General features: G+C 69.4%; 15 protein-coding genes. 9 read left to right on the top strand and 6 right to left on the bottom strand.

What is annotated here, in order from left to right:
* Positions 1-186: 186 nt before the first annotated feature.
* Genes A5688_RS01890 through A5688_RS01880 form a run of 3 tightly spaced genes read left to right on the top strand, consistent with a single transcriptional unit; the run spans position 187 to position 2,809 of the window.
* The gene (locus A5688_RS01890) at positions 187-1,146 is read left to right on the top strand and encodes a thiamine-phosphate kinase (protein WP_067912167.1); all 960 of its coding nucleotides are present in this window, start codon (positions 187-189) and stop codon (positions 1,144-1,146) included.
* Positions 1,147-1,187: 41 nt separating this feature from the next.
* Positions 1,188-1,871, top strand: coding sequence for a uracil-DNA glycosylase (locus A5688_RS01885; protein ID WP_067912160.1), 684 nt, complete (start codon positions 1,188-1,190; stop codon positions 1,869-1,871).
* An 8-nt stretch (positions 1,872-1,879) separates the two neighbouring features.
* A complete protein-coding gene (locus tag A5688_RS01880; RefSeq protein ID WP_067912164.1) occupies positions 1,880-2,809 on the top strand; it encodes an NADP-dependent oxidoreductase in 930 nt (309 codons plus the stop codon).
* A gap of 84 nt (positions 2,810-2,893) precedes the next feature.
* On the opposite strand, the gene A5688_RS01875 is transcribed toward A5688_RS01880, so the two are convergent.
* From A5688_RS01875 to A5688_RS01860, 4 genes are read right to left on the bottom strand one after another with little or no spacing between them, the layout of a single operon-like run.
* On the bottom strand, positions 2,894-3,724 hold the full coding sequence (locus A5688_RS01875) for an oxidoreductase (protein WP_067835450.1): 831 nt from the start codon (positions 3,722-3,724) through the stop codon (positions 2,894-2,896).
* Between the two features lie 2 nt (positions 3,725-3,726).
* Entirely contained in the window at positions 3,727-4,971 is a 1,245-nt protein-coding gene (locus A5688_RS01870; RefSeq protein WP_067835448.1) for a hypothetical protein, read from the bottom strand.
* The gene (locus tag A5688_RS01865) at positions 4,964-6,166 is read right to left on the bottom strand and encodes a sulfotransferase family protein (RefSeq protein WP_067912004.1); all 1,203 of its coding nucleotides are present in this window, start codon (positions 6,164-6,166) and stop codon (positions 4,964-4,966) included. Before A5688_RS01865 ends, A5688_RS01870 begins: the two co-directional genes overlap by 8 nt.
* 4 nt (positions 6,167-6,170) lie before the next feature.
* Positions 6,171-6,614 carry a nuclear transport factor 2 family protein gene (locus A5688_RS01860; protein WP_067835443.1) on the bottom strand — a complete coding sequence of 148 codons (444 nt, stop codon included), beginning with the start codon at positions 6,612-6,614 and terminating at the stop codon, positions 6,171-6,173.
* Between the two features lie 91 nt (positions 6,615-6,705).
* Here A5688_RS01860 and A5688_RS01855 point away from each other — a divergent pair, with 91 nt between their 5' ends.
* Positions 6,706-7,596 (top strand): SDR family NAD(P)-dependent oxidoreductase, encoded by an 891-nt coding sequence (locus A5688_RS01855; RefSeq protein ID WP_067912157.1) that lies wholly within the window; start codon positions 6,706-6,708, stop codon positions 7,594-7,596.
* A gap of 2 nt (positions 7,597-7,598) precedes the next feature.
* Positions 7,599-8,420, top strand: a complete 822-nt coding sequence (locus A5688_RS01850) for a mycofactocin-coupled SDR family oxidoreductase (protein WP_067912001.1) — start codon at positions 7,599-7,601, stop codon at positions 8,418-8,420.
* Positions 8,421-8,429: 9 nt separating this feature from the next.
* On the opposite strand, the gene rpmB is transcribed toward A5688_RS01850, so the two are convergent.
* On the bottom strand, positions 8,430-8,624 hold the full coding sequence (gene rpmB / locus A5688_RS01845; RefSeq protein ID WP_046185726.1) for a 50S ribosomal protein L28: 195 nt from the start codon (positions 8,622-8,624) through the stop codon (positions 8,430-8,432).
* A 459-nt stretch (positions 8,625-9,083) separates the two neighbouring features.
* Between rpmB and A5688_RS01840 the strand changes: the two genes are divergently transcribed.
* The 4 genes from A5688_RS01840 to A5688_RS01825 all read left to right on the top strand — a co-directional run bounded on the left by A5688_RS01840 (position 9,084) and on the right by A5688_RS01825 (position 14,559).
* Positions 9,084-9,746: a hypothetical protein gene (locus A5688_RS01840; protein ID WP_347559118.1), complete on the top strand. Its 663-nt coding sequence runs from the start codon at positions 9,084-9,086 to the stop codon at positions 9,744-9,746.
* 210 nt (positions 9,747-9,956) lie between these two features.
* On the top strand, positions 9,957-11,627 hold the full coding sequence (locus A5688_RS01835) for a DAK2 domain-containing protein (RefSeq protein ID WP_207546580.1): 1,671 nt from the start codon (positions 9,957-9,959) through the stop codon (positions 11,625-11,627).
* Between the two features lie 2 nt (positions 11,628-11,629).
* Positions 11,630-13,849 (top strand): ATP-dependent DNA helicase RecG, encoded by a 2,220-nt coding sequence (gene recG / locus A5688_RS01830; RefSeq protein WP_067911998.1) that lies wholly within the window; start codon positions 11,630-11,632, stop codon positions 13,847-13,849.
* On the top strand, positions 13,846-14,559 hold the full coding sequence (locus tag A5688_RS01825; protein WP_067835437.1) for an HNH endonuclease family protein: 714 nt from the start codon (positions 13,846-13,848) through the stop codon (positions 14,557-14,559). The genes recG and A5688_RS01825 overlap by 4 nt, the downstream gene beginning before the upstream one ends.
* A gap of 7 nt (positions 14,560-14,566) precedes the next feature.
* On the opposite strand, the gene A5688_RS01820 is transcribed toward A5688_RS01825, so the two are convergent.
* Positions 14,567-15,412 carry an aldo/keto reductase gene (locus tag A5688_RS01820; protein ID WP_067912150.1) on the bottom strand — a complete coding sequence of 282 codons (846 nt, stop codon included), beginning with the start codon at positions 15,410-15,412 and terminating at the stop codon, positions 14,567-14,569.
* Positions 15,413-15,466 lie beyond the last annotated feature (54 nt).

The following is a 15,466-nucleotide window of genomic DNA, read 5'->3' as shown; positions in this document are numbered from 1 at the left end:
CTAATTACTATCGCCCTCCTTTACCCGGGTGCCAATTTTTTTCGCGGGCCGAAAAGGGCTCGCACCGCCGCAGGGTTCTACACTGACGCGGTCCGTTGCGCGGGCGTGAACCTATCGTGGGCTGCCGGGGGCGTACCGCGCCGGCCCGTGGCCCACACCGGTCCACGGCGCGCCGAAGGAGGTGGCGTGCAAGACGAATCGGGTGAGACGCCGTCGCTACGGCAACTCGGTGAGTTCGCCGTGATCGATCGCCTGGTGCGGGGTCGCGAGCAGCCTTCCGCCGTCGTGGTCGGCCCGGGCGACGACGCGGCTCTGGTGTCGGCCGGCGACGGCCGCGCCCTGGTGTCGACCGACATGCTCGTGCAGGATCGGCACTTCCGGCTGGACTGGTCGACGCCGCACGACGTCGGCCGCAAGGCGATCGCCCAGAACGCCGCGGATGTCGAGGCGATGGGCGGGCGGCCGACGGCATTCGTGGTTGCCTTTGGTGCGCCCGGGGATACGCCGGCGCCGGCGGTGGACGCGCTGGTCGACGGAATGTGGGACGAGGCGCACCGGGTCGGCGCCGGCATCGCCGGCGGTGACCTGGTCCACTGCCCCCAGTGGGTCATCTCGGTGACGGTGCTGGGCGACCTGGACGGGCGCGCACCGGTGCGGCGATCGGGCGCGAAGCCCGGCGGGCTGATCGCCGTCGCGGGGCAGCTGGGTCGCTCGGCGGCCGGTTTTTCGCTGTGGCGCAACGGGATTGCCGGCTTCGATGAGCTGCGCCGCCGGCATGTGGTGCCGGAGCCGCCCTATGGTCAGGGTGCTGTCGCGGCGGCCGGGGGCGCGCAGGCGATGATCGACGTCTCCGACGGCCTGATCGCCGACCTGCGCCATGTCGCCGAGGCGTCCGGGGTGGGCATGGATCTGTCCACGGCCGCGCTGGGCGCGGACCGCGATGCGCTTGCCGCGGCCGCGGCGGCCGTGGGCGCCGATCCCTGGCCGTGGGTGCTGGGCGGTGGGGAGGACCACGCCCTGGTGGCGTGTTTCGCCGGTCCCGCGCCGCCCGGATGGCGCATCATCGGGCGGGTTCTCGACGGGCCCGCCCGGGTGCTCGTCGACGATCGGGAGTGGAACGGCTACGCGGGCTGGCAGTCGTATTAGGGTGACGCGGTGACCGTTTACGCGATCGCGAAGAGCCGATGATGACCGCGCGTCCGTTGGGTGAACTGGTCGAGCCGGGTTGGGCGGGTGCGCTGCAGCCGGTGGCCGGCCAGGTGGCAGACATGGGGCAGTTCCTGCGCGAGGAGATCGCGGCCGGGCGCCGGTATTTGCCGGCGGGGCCGAACGTGTTGCGCGCCTTCACCTATCCCTTCGACGACGTCAGGGTGCTGATCGTCGGGCAAGACCCATACCCGACGCCCGGACACGCTGTGGGCCTGAGTTTTTCGGTGGCGCCCGAGGTCCAGCCGCTGCCGCGCAGCCTGGCCAACATTTTTCAGGAATACGCCGCCGACCTGGGCCATCCCCAGCCCTCGTGCGGTGACCTGACGCCGTGGGCGCAGCGCGGCGTGCTGTTGCTGAACAGGGTGCTCACGGTGCGCCCGAGTAATCCCGCCTCGCATCGCGGCAAGGGCTGGGAGGCGGTGACCGAGTGCGCGATCCGGGCGTTGACACAGCGGTCGCGCCCCCTGGTGGCGATCCTGTGGGGCCGTGACGCATCGACACTCAAACCGATTCTTGCCCAAGGGAATTGCGTCGCCATCGAGTCGCCGCACCCGTCGCCGCTGTCGGCGTCGCGCGGATTCTTCGGTTCGCGCCCGTTCAGCCGCGCCAACGACCTGCTGGCCGGAATGGGGGCCGACGGGATCGATTGGCGCCTGCCGTGACCGAGATGATGACCGCGTTGCGGGCGCACCGGCGGGGCGGCCCGGAGCAGCTGGTGCTCGAACGGGCGCCGCGGCCGGTGCCGGCCGCGGGTGAGGTCTTGGTGGCCGTGCACGCGGCCGGGATTACCTTCGACGAGCTGACGTGGGAGGAGACCTGGACCCGCGACGGTGCGAGCCGCGTCCCGGTGATTCCGTCACACGAGGTATCGGGTGTGGTCACAGCGGTTGCCGGCGACGTCATGGATTTCGCGCCCGGCGCCGAGGTGTACGGGTTGATCGGGTTCGACCGCGACGGCGCGGCGGCCGATTTCGTGGCGGTACCGGCGGCCGACCTGGCGACCAAACCCGCGACCGTTTCGCACGCCGCCGCCGCCGCGCTGCCGCTGGCCGGTCTGACCGCCCTGCAGGCCCTGGTCGACCACGCCGCCGTGCAACCGGGTGAGACCGTGCTGGTGCATGGGGGTGCCGGGGGTGTGGGCCTGTTGACGGTTCAGCTGGCTGCGCTGCTGGGCGCCCACGTGACCGCCACCGTGCGCAGCGACACCGCCAACCTTCTTCGCGGGTGCGGCGCGCAGCGGGTGATCGACGTGCGCGCCGAAGCGTTCGACGAAACGGGTGCCGGCTACGACGTCGTCATCGACACGGTCGGCGGCCAGACGTTGGAACGGTCCTACGGCGTGCTGCGCCGCGGCGGCCGCCTTGTCACCCTGTCGGAACCGCCTCCCGCCGGCAGGGCCGACGAGTTCGGCGTCAGCGCAACCTTCTTCATCGTCACGCCGAACCGGGAACAGCTTGACGAACTTGCCGCGCTGGTCGACAGCGACCGATTGCACGTCGCGATCGCCCAGACGTTCGCGCTCGACGAGGGTCGGGAAGCATTCGAAAGCCGGGACAGCGGCAGGCGCGCCGGCAAGACGGTCCTCATCGTGCGGGAGTGACGGGCTTACCGCCCTCGAGACGTAAACCTGGCACATGCCCCGCGGCGTGTCGTGTGCGTCGGTTACGTGTCGCGGCAACCGCCGTCACGACTCCGGGAAATTGACGTCCTTCGTGACGGCCTTCCACTCTTCGATCGAGGCCGACATCGCAGCGATCTTGTCCCGCATGGCCTTCAGCACGTCCCGACCCAGCAGCAGTCGCAGTGGCGGTTCGTCGAGCGTGGTCACCATGAGCACCGCTTCGGCGACCTTGCGCGGGTCCCCGGGCAGGTGGTCGGCGAACTGCTTGATCAGGTCCTTGCGCGCCGCCACGTCAGCGTAATCGGCGATCGGGCTGCCGGATTCCTTCATCGACCGCGTCGCCCAATCGGTGCGGAAGGCGCCCGGCTCGATCGCGGTCACCTTGATGCCCAGCGGGCGCACTTCGGCGGCCAGCGCTTCGGTCACCGCCTCCAGCGCGAACTTGGTCGACGAGTAATAGGCGTTGGGCGGGTTGGCCACCAGACCGGTCATCGACGAAATGTTGATGATGTGCCCCGACCCGCGGGCGCGCATGGCCGGCAGCACCGCCTTGATCATGTCGACCGCACCGAAATAGTTGACGTCGAACAACTTTCGCACCTCGGCGTCCTCGCCCTCTTCGACCGAGGACAGGTAACCATGACCGGCGTTGTTCACCAGGACGTCGATGCCGCCGAATGCCTCGTCGGCCGCGGCCACCGCCGCCGCGATCTGCGCGGCGTCGGTCACGTCGAGGGCGACGGGCAGGGCCCGATCCCCGAATTCGTCGGCGATATCGGTGACCGCCTCGGCCCGCCGCGCGGTCACCACCACGCTGTGGCCGGCTTCCAGTGCGGCGCGCGCGATCTCGCGGCCAAAACCCGTGGAGCAGCCCGTGATCAGCCAGCGCGACATCGTCAGATCGTCCCTTCCGGCAGGCGGCGCAGATAGGCCGTGCGCCGCTCGGCCAGCTCGGTCGCGCGCTGCTGTGAGCTGACCCGCGGCAGGTGCGCCACCTCGGCGTCGAGCCGGTCCAGCTTGACCACCCTGCCGTGCGCCCCGAGGTCTTCCCGCGGACCGCCCTCGCCGAATTCCGCCATGCGCAGGGTCAAAATGGCCTCCCGCAAGCCGTCGGAGTCGATCCAGTTCGCGACGCCGGGATCGACGGGCGAGATCACGTAGGTGTAGGTGCCGTCCTCGTTGGCCATCGACTGCGCCTTATTGAGGCTGCCGGTGCGGTCGACCAGATCGAGCGTCGTGCCCCAGATGTTGCTCAGCGGCACCGTGAAGTATTCGGCGCCACCGTCATTCAGGTCGACGACGAACGCCTCGTCGGGGGCGAGGTCGAACCGCCCCATCACGTAGACCTGGTTGCGCATCGCGCCGACCTTATCGGCCGACCAGGCCAGGTTGAAGTGGTTGGCGGGCATCTTGTACACGCCGTGACTGAGCTTGCCGGTGAAGTTGGCGAAGTAGTCCATCATCGCCGCGGTCGCCTCGGCCTGCTCGTCGAGCGTGCGCGCCGGGGTGGCCGGCGGGCCGCCAAGCCGTTGCACCTCAATGTAATTGGGGTCGTCGCGGCCCCAGTCCAACAGCACGTCGCGGATGTAGAATTCGTGGGCCTCCGGCGAGGTTTGCACGTGGTTGGGCCGCCCGTTGGCCGGGTCGGCGTCGACGGTGATGGTGTAGCCGCCGTCGGAGTCGACCCGCATGGTCCGGCCGTTGAGCACGGCGACCGTGCCCATGTTCGCATCCCACAGCGTGAAGTAGTTCTCGGTCATGCGGTGCTCGCCGACCCGGCCGTGGATCTCGTACCGTTCGTCACCGGAGATCGGGATCACCCTGTACACGCTGTCGGGATTGTCGATGCCCCAACGTGATCCGGGGATCCGGCGGCCGTCCACCGGGTGCGCGAGCCGGGTGATGCAGCTGACCTTGGGCCGCAGCTTGTCCTGATTGGACGACCACACCGCCGCCGAGAACATCACCTCGGCGAACGCGTCGTCGAACCGCTCCCGCATCGCGTCGGATGCCTTGGCGCGACCGAGCCACGTCTCGGCGACCGTGCGGTAGGCGGCCTTGACGGTCGGGTGTTCGATCAGGTCGAGGGCCGCCAGCTCCTGCTCGTGCTGGGACGCCGTCGCGACCGGGTCATCAGGCATGCGCTGTTCCTCCGATGTGCTGTCCGAAACGCTTGTTGTACAACGTGAATCGCTCGTCGACCTGCTCGGGCCGCAGGCCGAAATCCGCCAGCCCGTAGGGCGGGCGCGCCGCCTCGCGGGGACGGTGCGCCAGCCAGCGCCGCATCGCCTGTTCGGCCTGCGCGGTCAGCGGTATCCCGATGGCGTCGTAGACGCGGGCCACCTGACCGATCGGGTCGGCCACCGCCTCGTCGAACCCGATGTCGGTGACCCGGGCGCCGTCATCGGACCAGCGGTCGCGGATCCTCATCGCCCGATCGTTGGTCCAACCCATCCGCTCCAGCCATTGCGCACCGACGCGGTGCGCATCGACGGTGTCGGCGTACATCGCATGCAGGGTCGCGTTCAGGCCGGCGCCCGACGCGATCGTGGTGCGCGGGTCACGATGCATGTGCACCAGGTGCAGATCGGGAAACTCGGCCCGCAGGAGATCCAAATACCCAAGGTGCGCAGGCGATTTAAGCACCCATCGCCGAGGCTGGCTGCCCGACTCGGGCAGGCTTTGCCGCTTCTGCCACTGCAGGAACTGCAGCATGCGGTGCAGGTAGCGGTAGGCGGGGGAGAAGTTCTGGTCGTCGAGCCAGGACCGGTACCGCGGCAGATGCGCGCCGGACTCGGGGACATGCGACAGGAACGCGTCGGCCAGGAAGACGATCTCCTCCTCGGCTTCGGTGGCGTACATCGGGTGGATCGAGAACAATTCCGGTGCCAGTTCGCGGGATTTCGCTTCGCGCGCCTGGCTGATCGCGATCCGGGGATCCACCCCGCCGAACCGATGGCCGAGCCGCGGCGCGACCTCGACGACCTCCCAGCCGTACGCGCAGACGAAGCGCGGGTCGGCGGCCAGCAGCCGCTGCAGCAGCGTGGTCCCGCTGCGCATCATCCCGACGACGACGATCGGCGCGGCCACCCGCTCGTCGAGAATCTCCGGATGGCGGGCTATCCACTCCTGCGCGCGCAGCCGCATCCGCAGGCTGTGCACGATGCCCGACCGCAGGATGTGCACGCCGATGGCGTTGAGATCGGCGCGCGCATATTCGTCCAGCAAGACGCCCAGCGGCGCGTCGAATTTGCCGGGGCCCCAATCGGTGAGCGCCTCCTTGCGCTGGGCGTCGGCCTTGACGGCGGCCGGGTCGAACGGGCTCGGGGCTGCCACGCGCTCAGAACTTCAGATGCTTGCTGACGTCGCCGACCTGGTCGACGAACATGGTGCGGCTGTCGAAGCACCAGGCGCCGTCGACCCGGTGAAAGGTGTCCTTGTAGTGCCCGGTCACGATGACCTGCAGCGGCAGCTCGGCGGTGGCCTGCGTGACGCAGTAATACGACGTGCTGTGCGCGGTCCCCGCCGCCTCGTCGATGTGGAGCTGCACGTTGGTGGTGTTGTGTTTGGTTTTCGGGGTGCCGTCGTCGTAGATCCGCGTGGCCATCTCATACATCGCCCGCACCCGGGCGGCACCGGCGAACACCGTCTCCGGCGGGCCGTCCTCCATTCCGCAGATGCGGCCGTGCTCGAAGAGCCGGGCCACCCCGTCAAGGTCGCCGCCGTCGAGCAGCTGCGCATAGGTGTAGATGAGGTTGGTGATCTCGGTGGCGCTGTCACTCATGTCGAACCGCCTCGGGAGTCTTCCGCTCTGTTCCGCCATGTTGGCAGAACCGGTCCAATTTACATAGAACCGACGATTACTCTTGATCGCCGTGACCCTACCGTGGACGCCGAGCCGGCTCGGCAACCTCACCGGCAAGCGCGTGATCGTGACCGGAGCGACCAACGGCGTCGGGCTCGGCACCTCGCGGGCGCTCGCCAAAGCCGGCGCGCACGTGATCCTGGCCGTGCGCAACACCGAACTCGGCGAGCAACGCGCCACCGAAATGGGTGGCTCGACCAGCGTGGTCAAGCTCGACCTCGCCGACCTGTCGTCGGTGCGCGCCTTCGCGGCCCTGATCGACGAGCCGGTGGACATCCTGATCAACAACGCCGGCGCCCTGACCGACCGGCGCACCGAGACCGTCGACGGCTTCGAGATGACGCTGGGCACCAACCTGCTCGGGCCGTTCGCCCTGACCAACCTGCTGTTGGCCAAGGTGCGCTCGCAGATCATCAACGTCGGCTCCGACGCGCACCGGTCGGCGACGCTGCGGCTCGACGATCTGCACCTGCGCCGGCACAAGTGGACCCGGTTGGGCGCCTACGCGCAGTCGAAGCTCGCGGTCATGTTGTGGGGGCTGGAGCTGGACCGCAGACTGCGCGCGGCCGGATCGCCGATCGTCACGCAGCTCACCCACCCCGGCTGGGTGGCCTCGAACCTGTCGAACCTGGGCGACTCGCCGCTGATGTCGCTGGCCCACAAGGGGGTCAAAGCGGTGGCCGACCGGTTGGCCAACGACATCGACGAAGGCGCGGCGCCCACCCTCTACTGCATCAGCGAGCCGATTCCGCCGGGCAGCTACGTCGGGGTCAGCGGCAGGTTCGGGCTGCGCGGCGGCCCGGTGCTCATCGGCCGCACGCCGCTCGCCTGCGATTACGACACGGCCGCGCGGCTGGTGGCCTTCGCCGAACACGAGACCGGCACGAAATTGGAGGTGTAGTCATGGGCGAATTCGAGAACATGGTCGCCGTCATCACCGGCGCCGCGCGCGGCCAGGGCCGCAGCCACGCCGTGGCGCTGGCCGAGCGGGGCGCCGACATCATCGCCGTCGACATCTGCGCCGATCTCGAGGCGATCCCCTACGCGTTGGGGACCAAGGCCGATCTCGAGGAGACCGTACGGCTGGTCGAAGCCGCGGGCCGCAAGGCCGTGCCCGTTGTCGCCGACGTACGCGACCTGGCACAGCTGGAGGCCGGGGTGCAGGGCGCGATCGACACCATCGGCGAGGTGGACATCGTCATCGCCAACGCGGGAGTGGTCGCGATCGGTGACACCGACGCCCATTCCGAGCCGGTGTTCAACTCGATCGTGGACACGAATCTGAAGGGGGTCTGGCACACGCTGCTCGCGACGGTGCCGTCGATCATCCGCAAGGGCCGGGGCGGCTCGATCGTGATGATCAGCTCGTCGCAGGGTTTGACGGGCCGGGGCGGCGACGGCAGTTCCGCGATGTTCGCCTACGCCGCGTCCAAGCACGGCGTGGTGGGGTTGATGCGTTCGGCCGCCAATGCCTATGCGCCGCACAAGATTCGGGTCAACTCGATCCACCCGGCCGGGGTGATGACGCCGATGATCCTCAACGACTTCGTCGTCAACCGGATGCTGGAGAACCCGAATCCTGCCGTCTCCCAGATGCTGCTGCCGGACGTGCCGCTGGTCGAATCGCAGGACGTTACGGAGGCGGTGCTGTGGCTGGCCGGCCCGAAAGCCCGCTATGTGACGGGCGTGTCGGTGCCCGTCGACGCCGGGCACGTCGTGATGTAGCTGCGGCCCCTAGCCGCGGACGACCTTGCCGGCCTTGATGCAGGACGTGCACACGTTCAGCCGCTGCTTGTTGCCGCCCGGGCGGGTGACGACGTGCACGGTCTGGACGTTGGGGTCCCACCGGCGGCTGGTGCGGCGGTGGGAGTGCGACACCGACTTACCGAAGCCGGGGCCTTTCCCGCAGATGTCGCACACAGCGGCCATTGTTCAAGCTCCTCAAATCTCGGGGGTCCGGCAATCTGGCCGGGACAGCCCAGGTTCACCCGGGCCCGACCAGAATACCGACTGTCGTGGTAACCACCAAAACCGTCGACGGCCGACCCTGGGCCCGCCGGGGCGGATTGTGCGCCAGGACCCCCTGGGCCACGAACATGTAGTCGCTCACAGTACCGCCGCGAACCCGGGTTACCTGCGTGCATGGCCGTTAGGATGGCGGCGCCGCCGATGTTCGGCGCGGTCGCTGCCTTCGTTGGCACTTTGACCCTGCGCCGGGCTGGCTGAAGGCCTTTTCCGGCGGCGCCGGCCTGCGCGGAGCTGCGGATGAGGCTGGGAGCAACATCGGCAGGCTTGAGGGGAGTGCGCGGGGTGGATGCGCGCGCCGAAGACACCGCCGGGTGTACCCGCGTCGACGATCGACGGGGCGCTCGGGCGGGGATACGACGGTTGGTCTCGCGGGTGCGCCGCGTCGCGGTGGCCTATCTGGTGGTGGCGGCGCTGGGCGGCGTCGCAATAGGCAGTACCTCGGGTAACAGCCCGACGGGTCAGGGCGGGCTGGGCCCGAAGGCGTCGTGGCCCGGGCAAGCCGGTGCTGCGGCCTCGTGGTGGCAGCCCGGCGGTCCTCCCGTCGCGGTGCCCGCGGCCGCCGCAGTGCGACCCGGGATCCAGCTGCCCGAGGTGGCCTTCGATGGTCGGGGAGCGTGGCCGGATGGACCGGAGGCGACCCGCGGCTACCTCGAGGAGGCGCTGACGCGGATAGGGATCACCGACGCGCCGGCTCGTGGCCGTTGGATCGAGGGGATGATGACCATCGCCGATCACGAGACCCAGTTCCACTCGGACGCGATCAACCTCTCAGACAGCAACGCCTACGGGCCATCCCAGCTCGACGGCGGCCCGCTGCACGCGACGCGGGGCCCATGGCAGATGATGCCGGATACGTTCGCGGCGTTTCACCAGGCCGGGACGTCGAACTCGGCGTGGGATCCGGTGGCGGCGGCCTGCGCGTCGATCAACTACCAGATGAGCCGCTATGGGGTGAGCCGCGACGGCAGCAATCAGCGCATGCTTGTGGGGCAGGCCAATCCCGGTATCCGGCAGGGCTATTAAGCACTCCCGCGGTTTATTCTTGCGGGGGTGAATGGCGTCGAGGACTACCTCGATCAGGTGGATCTGATGCTCGCTGCTCAATCATTCTCAACGGCGCGGAGCAACTGAACACAGCGGCTCCGTCGCCGGGCTACGCTGGCGCCCACCGCGGGACTGGTGCGGAGGAGGTGGGTCACCCTGGGCATTGCCGATACGTCGCAGGAACGTCTCCTGGACGCGATCACCCTGCGCGACTGGGCGCACACCGCCGTCAGCGACCTGATCACGCACATCGACGAGATCAACCGGCTCAACGTCTTCCCCGTCGCCGACTCCGATACCGGCGCCAACATGCTGTTCACGATGCGTTCGGCGCTGGCCGAGGCCAATCTGGGCGCCGGTGCCGAGGGCGGCTCACCCTGCTGCGCCCGCGCCGCGGCCGCGCTGTCGGCCGGCGCGCTGAACGGCGCCCGCGGCAATTCCGGGGTGATCCTGTCCCAGATCCTGCGCGGCGTCGCCGACGTCACCGCGGCCGCGGCCGCCGACGCGGGCGGTGAGCTGCCCCACATCGACGCCGTCATCCTGGCTGCGGCGCTGCACCGCGGCGTGGAGCTGGTCATCAGCTCGATGGGGGGTGAGGAGATCCCCGGGACCATCGTCTCGGTGCTGCGGGCTGCCGCGAACGCCGTTGCGCAGTGCGCCCGGGCCGGGGACGGGCTGGCGCCGGCCGTCATCGCCGCCGGCGACGCGGCGGTGGTCGCGCTGGAAAAGACCCCCGAGCAACTCGACGTGCTGGCCGACGCCGGCGCCGTGGACGCCGGCGGACGCGGCCTGCTGGTCCTGCTGGACGCGTTGCGCTCCACCATCGCCGGGCCCGCGCCGGCCCGCGCGGTGTACGAGCTGTCGCCGCGGGCGCCCCAGCCGGATGCGTCCCCGCAGCGTCCGGCGCCCCAGTTCGAGGTGATGTACCGGCTGGACGACTGCGAGCCTCCGGCGGCGGACGCGCTGCGGGACCGGCTGGGGGAGCTGGGCGACTCGGTGGGCATCGCCTCCGCGCCGTCGTCCACGCGGCACACGTACTCGGTCCACGTGCACACCGACGACGCCGGCGCCGCCGTGGAGGCCGGGCTGGCGGCCGGGCGGCTCAGCCGGATCGTCATCTCGGCGTTGAGCTCCGGCACCCCCGGGCTGCCCGCCGGCGGCTGGACGCGGGAGCGCGCCGTGCTGGCGGTGGTCGACGGCGACGGCGCCGCCGACCTGTTCGCGGGCGAGGGCGCATGCGTGCTGAAGCGCGACGCGGCCGCGCACGATGGCGCCACCAGCATCAGCGCGCACCAGCTGATGCGGGCCGTCGTCGACACCGGCGCCGCCCAGGTCATGCTGCTGCCCAACGGTTATGTGGCGGCCGAGGAGCTGGTGGCCGGCTGCACCGCCGCCATCGGCTGGGGGATCGACGTGGTGCCGATCCCGACGGGGTCGATGGTGCAGGGGCTGGCCGCGCTGGCCGTGCACGAAACCGACCGGCAGGCGGTGGACGACGGCTACACCATGGCCCGCGCCGCCGGCTCGGCGCGGCACGGCTCGGTGCGCATCGCCACGGAGAGCGCGTTGACCTGGGCGGGTCGCTGCCGCCCCGGCGACGGCTTGGGCATCGCGGGCGACGAGGTGCTGATCGTGGCCGCCGACGCGGTCGGGGCGGCGATCGGTCTGCTCGATCTGCTGCTGGCCTCAGGCGGCGATCTGGTGACGGTGCTGCTGGGCGCCGGCGTCGACACCGACGATGACGCCGGCGCCGTCAGCGACATCCTGGAAGAACACATGCACGATCACCACCCCGGGACCGAACTGGTCACCTACCGCACCGGCCACCACGGCGACACCCTGCTGATCGGGGTCGAGTAGCGATGGTGTCGCTGAGCGACCGGCTGGACTTCGTGGTGGGCGCCAAAGTTGCGGGCCCGCTCGACGAGGTGTTCGGCATCCGCACCGTCGACGACCTGTTGCGGCACTACCCGCGCAGCTACACCGAGGGGGCCAGCCGCTGGGGCGCCGACGACGAACGGCCGCCGGCCGGTGAGCACGTCACGATCATCGACACGATCGCCGAGACCGAGACGTTTCCGATGAAGAAGACCCCGAACAAGGTGTGTCACCGCATCACCCTCGGCTCGGGCCGCAGCAAGGTGACCGCCACCTTCTTCAACGCGAACTACCTGAAAAAGGACCTGACAAAAGGCACCAAGGTAATGCTCTCGGGAGAGGTCGGGTTCTTCAGGAACGTCATGCAGCTGACCCACCCGGCGTTTCTGCTGCTCGACCGGCAGGACGGTAAGAATCGCGGTACCGCATCGCTGAAGAGCATCGCTGACGTCTCGCACGCCACCTCCGGCGAAGACATCGCCGACGCTTACCAACGCCACTTCTTCCCGATTTATCCGGCCAGCGCCAAATTACAGAGCTGGACCATCTTCTCCTCGGTGCGCCAGGTGCTCGACGTGCTCGACCCGGTGCCGGATCCGCTGCCCGAGGAACTGCGCGAAAGGTTCGGCCTGGTTTCCGAAGACCAGGCGTTGCGCGACATCCACCTCGCCGAGAGCGAGCCGCGGCGGCAGCGGGCCCGGGAACGTCTGACCTTCGACGAAGCCGTCGGCCTGCAGTGGGCGCTGGTGGCCCGCCGCCACGGCGAGCTGTCGGAGTCGGGGCCGCCGGCGCCGCCGCGCCCGGACGGTCTGGCCGCGGAACTGTTGGGCCGCTTGCCCTTCGAGCTGACCGCGGGGCAGCGCGAAGTCCTCGGCGTGCTGTCCGACGGGTTGGCGGCGAGCCGACCGCTGAATCGCCTGCTGCAGGGCGAGGTCGGCTCCGGCAAGACGATCGTCTCGGTGCTGGCGATGCTGCAGATGGTCGACGCCGGATATCAGTGCGCGCTGCTTGCTCCGACGGAAGTGCTTGCCGCACAACATCTTCGATCGATTCGCGACGTGCTCGGCCCCTTGGCGATGGCGGGGCAGCTCGGTGGTGCCGAAACCGGCACGCGGCTGGCGCTGCTGAGCGGTTCGATGACCGCCGCGCAGAAGAAGCAGATCCGGGCCGAGATCGCCGGCGGTGAGGTGGGCATCGTCGTCGGCACGCACGCGCTGCTGCAGGACGCGGTGGAATTCGACAACCTGGGCATGGTGGTGGTCGACGAACAACACCGCTTCGGCGTCGAACAGCGAGATCAGTTGCGGGCCAAAGCTCGTCCCGGCGTGACACCGCACCTGCTGGTGATGACGGCCACGCCGATTCCGCGCACCGTCGCGCTCACCGTGTACGGGGACCTGGAAACCTCGACGCTGCGCGAACTTCCGCGCGGGCGCCAGCCGATCACCAGCAACGTCATCTTCGTCAAGGACAAGCCGGCGTGGCTGGGCCGGGCCTGGCAGCGCATCATCGAGGAGGTCACCGCCGGCCGCCAGGCCTACGTGGTAGCGCCGCGCATCGACGAAAGCGACGACCCGGGTGAGCAGGAGCAGAACGCCAAGGCGCCCGAAACCGCCGAGGGCCTCTACGCCCGGCTGCGCTCCGGCGAGCTGGCGAACCTGCGGCTGGGCCTGATGCACGGGCGCCTGTCGGCCGAGGAGAAAGACGCCGCCATGGCGGCCTTTCGGGCCGGCGACCTCGACGTGCTGGTGTGCACCACCGTGATCGAGGTGGGCGTCGACGTCCCCAACGCCACCGTGATGCTGGTGATGGACGCCGACCGGTTCGGGATCAGCCAGTTGCATCAACTGCGCGGCCGGATCGGCCGCGGCCGGCATCCGAGCCTGTGCCTGTTCGCCAGCTGGTCCGCGCCGAATTCGCCGGCCGGCCGGCGGCTCTGTGCGGTGGCCGAGACGCTGGACGGCTTCGCCCTGGCCGATCTCGACCTCAAGGAGCGCCGGGAAGGAGATGTGTTGGGCCGCAACCAGTCCGGCAAGGCGATCACGCTGAGGCTGCTGTCGTTGGCGGAGCATCAGGAGTACATCGAGGCCGCCCGGGACTTCTGCGTCCAGGCCTACACCGACGACCGCACCAACCCCGGATTGGCCGTGCTGGCCGCGCGATTCACCGATACCGACCGGATCGAATACCTGGATAAGTCGTGAACCGCAAGGTGCTGCTGTGGCTGGCCGCGGCGGCCGCGATCGCGTTGCTGGTGGCCTATCAGACGGTTGGGTCCTCGACCGCCCGGCATTCCGCCGAATACGCCGCGCGCGCCGATGTTCCGACGGTGCAGCCCGGCACCGATGTGCTCGGAGGCATCGCCGTCCTACCCCTGCGCATGCACCGCTACGACTACCTGCGGTCGGCGTTCGGCGACGCCTGGGACGACGACAACGATGCGCCCCTGGGGCACAACGGATGCGACACCCGCGACGACATCCTCAACCGCGATCTCGTCGACAAGACCTACGTCTCGGTCAAGCGGTGTCCGGACGCCGTGGCCACCGGCACGCTGCACGACCCGTACACCAACAAGACCATCGCGTTCCAGCGCGGCCCCAAGGTCGGCGAATCCGTCCAGATCGACCACATCGTCCCGCTCGCCTACGCCTGGGACATGGGTGCCTACGGCTGGCCCGCCCCCGAGCGGCTGCGTTTCGCCAACGATCCCGCCAACCTGCTGGCCGTCGACGGGCAGGCAAACCAGGACAAGGGCGATTCGGCGCCGGCGCAGTGGATGCCGCCGAACGCGGCGTTCGCGTGTCAGTACGCCATGCAGTTCATCGCCGTGCTACGCGGGTACGCGCTGCCGGTGGACCAGGCGTCGACCGGGGTGTTGCGCCAGGCCGCGGCGACCTGCCCGACGGGCTAGCCGCCGGTTATGAGCCCGTGTAGGTCTCCGGGTCGGGGCGCAGCCGGGTGCCGTCGTTGAGCCCGTTGATCGCGTCCATGTGCTCCTCGGCCAACTCGAAGTCGAACACGTCCAGGTTGGAGGCGATGTGCTCGGCCTTGGCCGACCGGAAGACGACCGCGTTGCCCAGCTGCACGTTCCATCGCAGCAGCACCTGCGAGGCGGTCTTGCCGTATTCGCCGGCCACCGAGTTCACCGTCGGGTTGTCGTTCAGCTTGCCCAGCGCCAGCGGTGTGTAGGACTGGGTGAGGACGTTGTGCTCGGCGTTGGTCTTGCGCAGCGCTTCCTGATTGAGCAGCGGGTGCAGCTCGATCTGGTTGACGGCCGGGGTGACGAAGGTGAGGTCGATGACCGTCGTCAGGTGCTCCTCGGTGAAGTTGGAGACACCGATCGAGCGGGCAAGACCATCCCCGCGCGACTGGATCAGGCCGCCGAACGAGTTCACATAGGTGCCCAGCGACGCGGCCGGCCAGTGAATCAGGTAGAGGTCGACGTAATCCAGCCCCAGGCGCTCCAGACTCGCGGCGCAGGCGTCCATCGCCCCCTTGAAACCCTGGTCGGCGGTGGCCAGCTTGGTGGTGACGAACAGCTCGGCGCGGGGAATGCCGGAGGCGGCGATGGCACGCCCGACGGCGGCTTCATTCCCGTAGACGGCGGCGGTGTCGATCAGCCGGCAGCCGATTTCCAGTGCCGCCGACACTGCGCGTTCGGTCTCGTCATCCGACAATTCCGCGACGCCCAGGCCGAGGGCCGGAATCGTGTTCTCGTCGTTGAGAGCGATTGAGGGTACGGCGGAGCCCGACTCGCCAGTCAATGCATTCACCTGCCTGTGAAATTGAAGGTTCGAGATTGTGCGCCGAGCCGGACT

It is taken from the genome of Mycobacterium mantenii (assembly GCF_001667865.1).
Taxonomy (GTDB): Bacteria; Actinomycetota; Actinomycetes; order Mycobacteriales; family Mycobacteriaceae; genus Mycobacterium; species Mycobacterium mantenii_A.
Note: the sequence above shows the minus strand (reverse complement) of the source record. Positions and strands in the feature narration are given on the sequence as shown.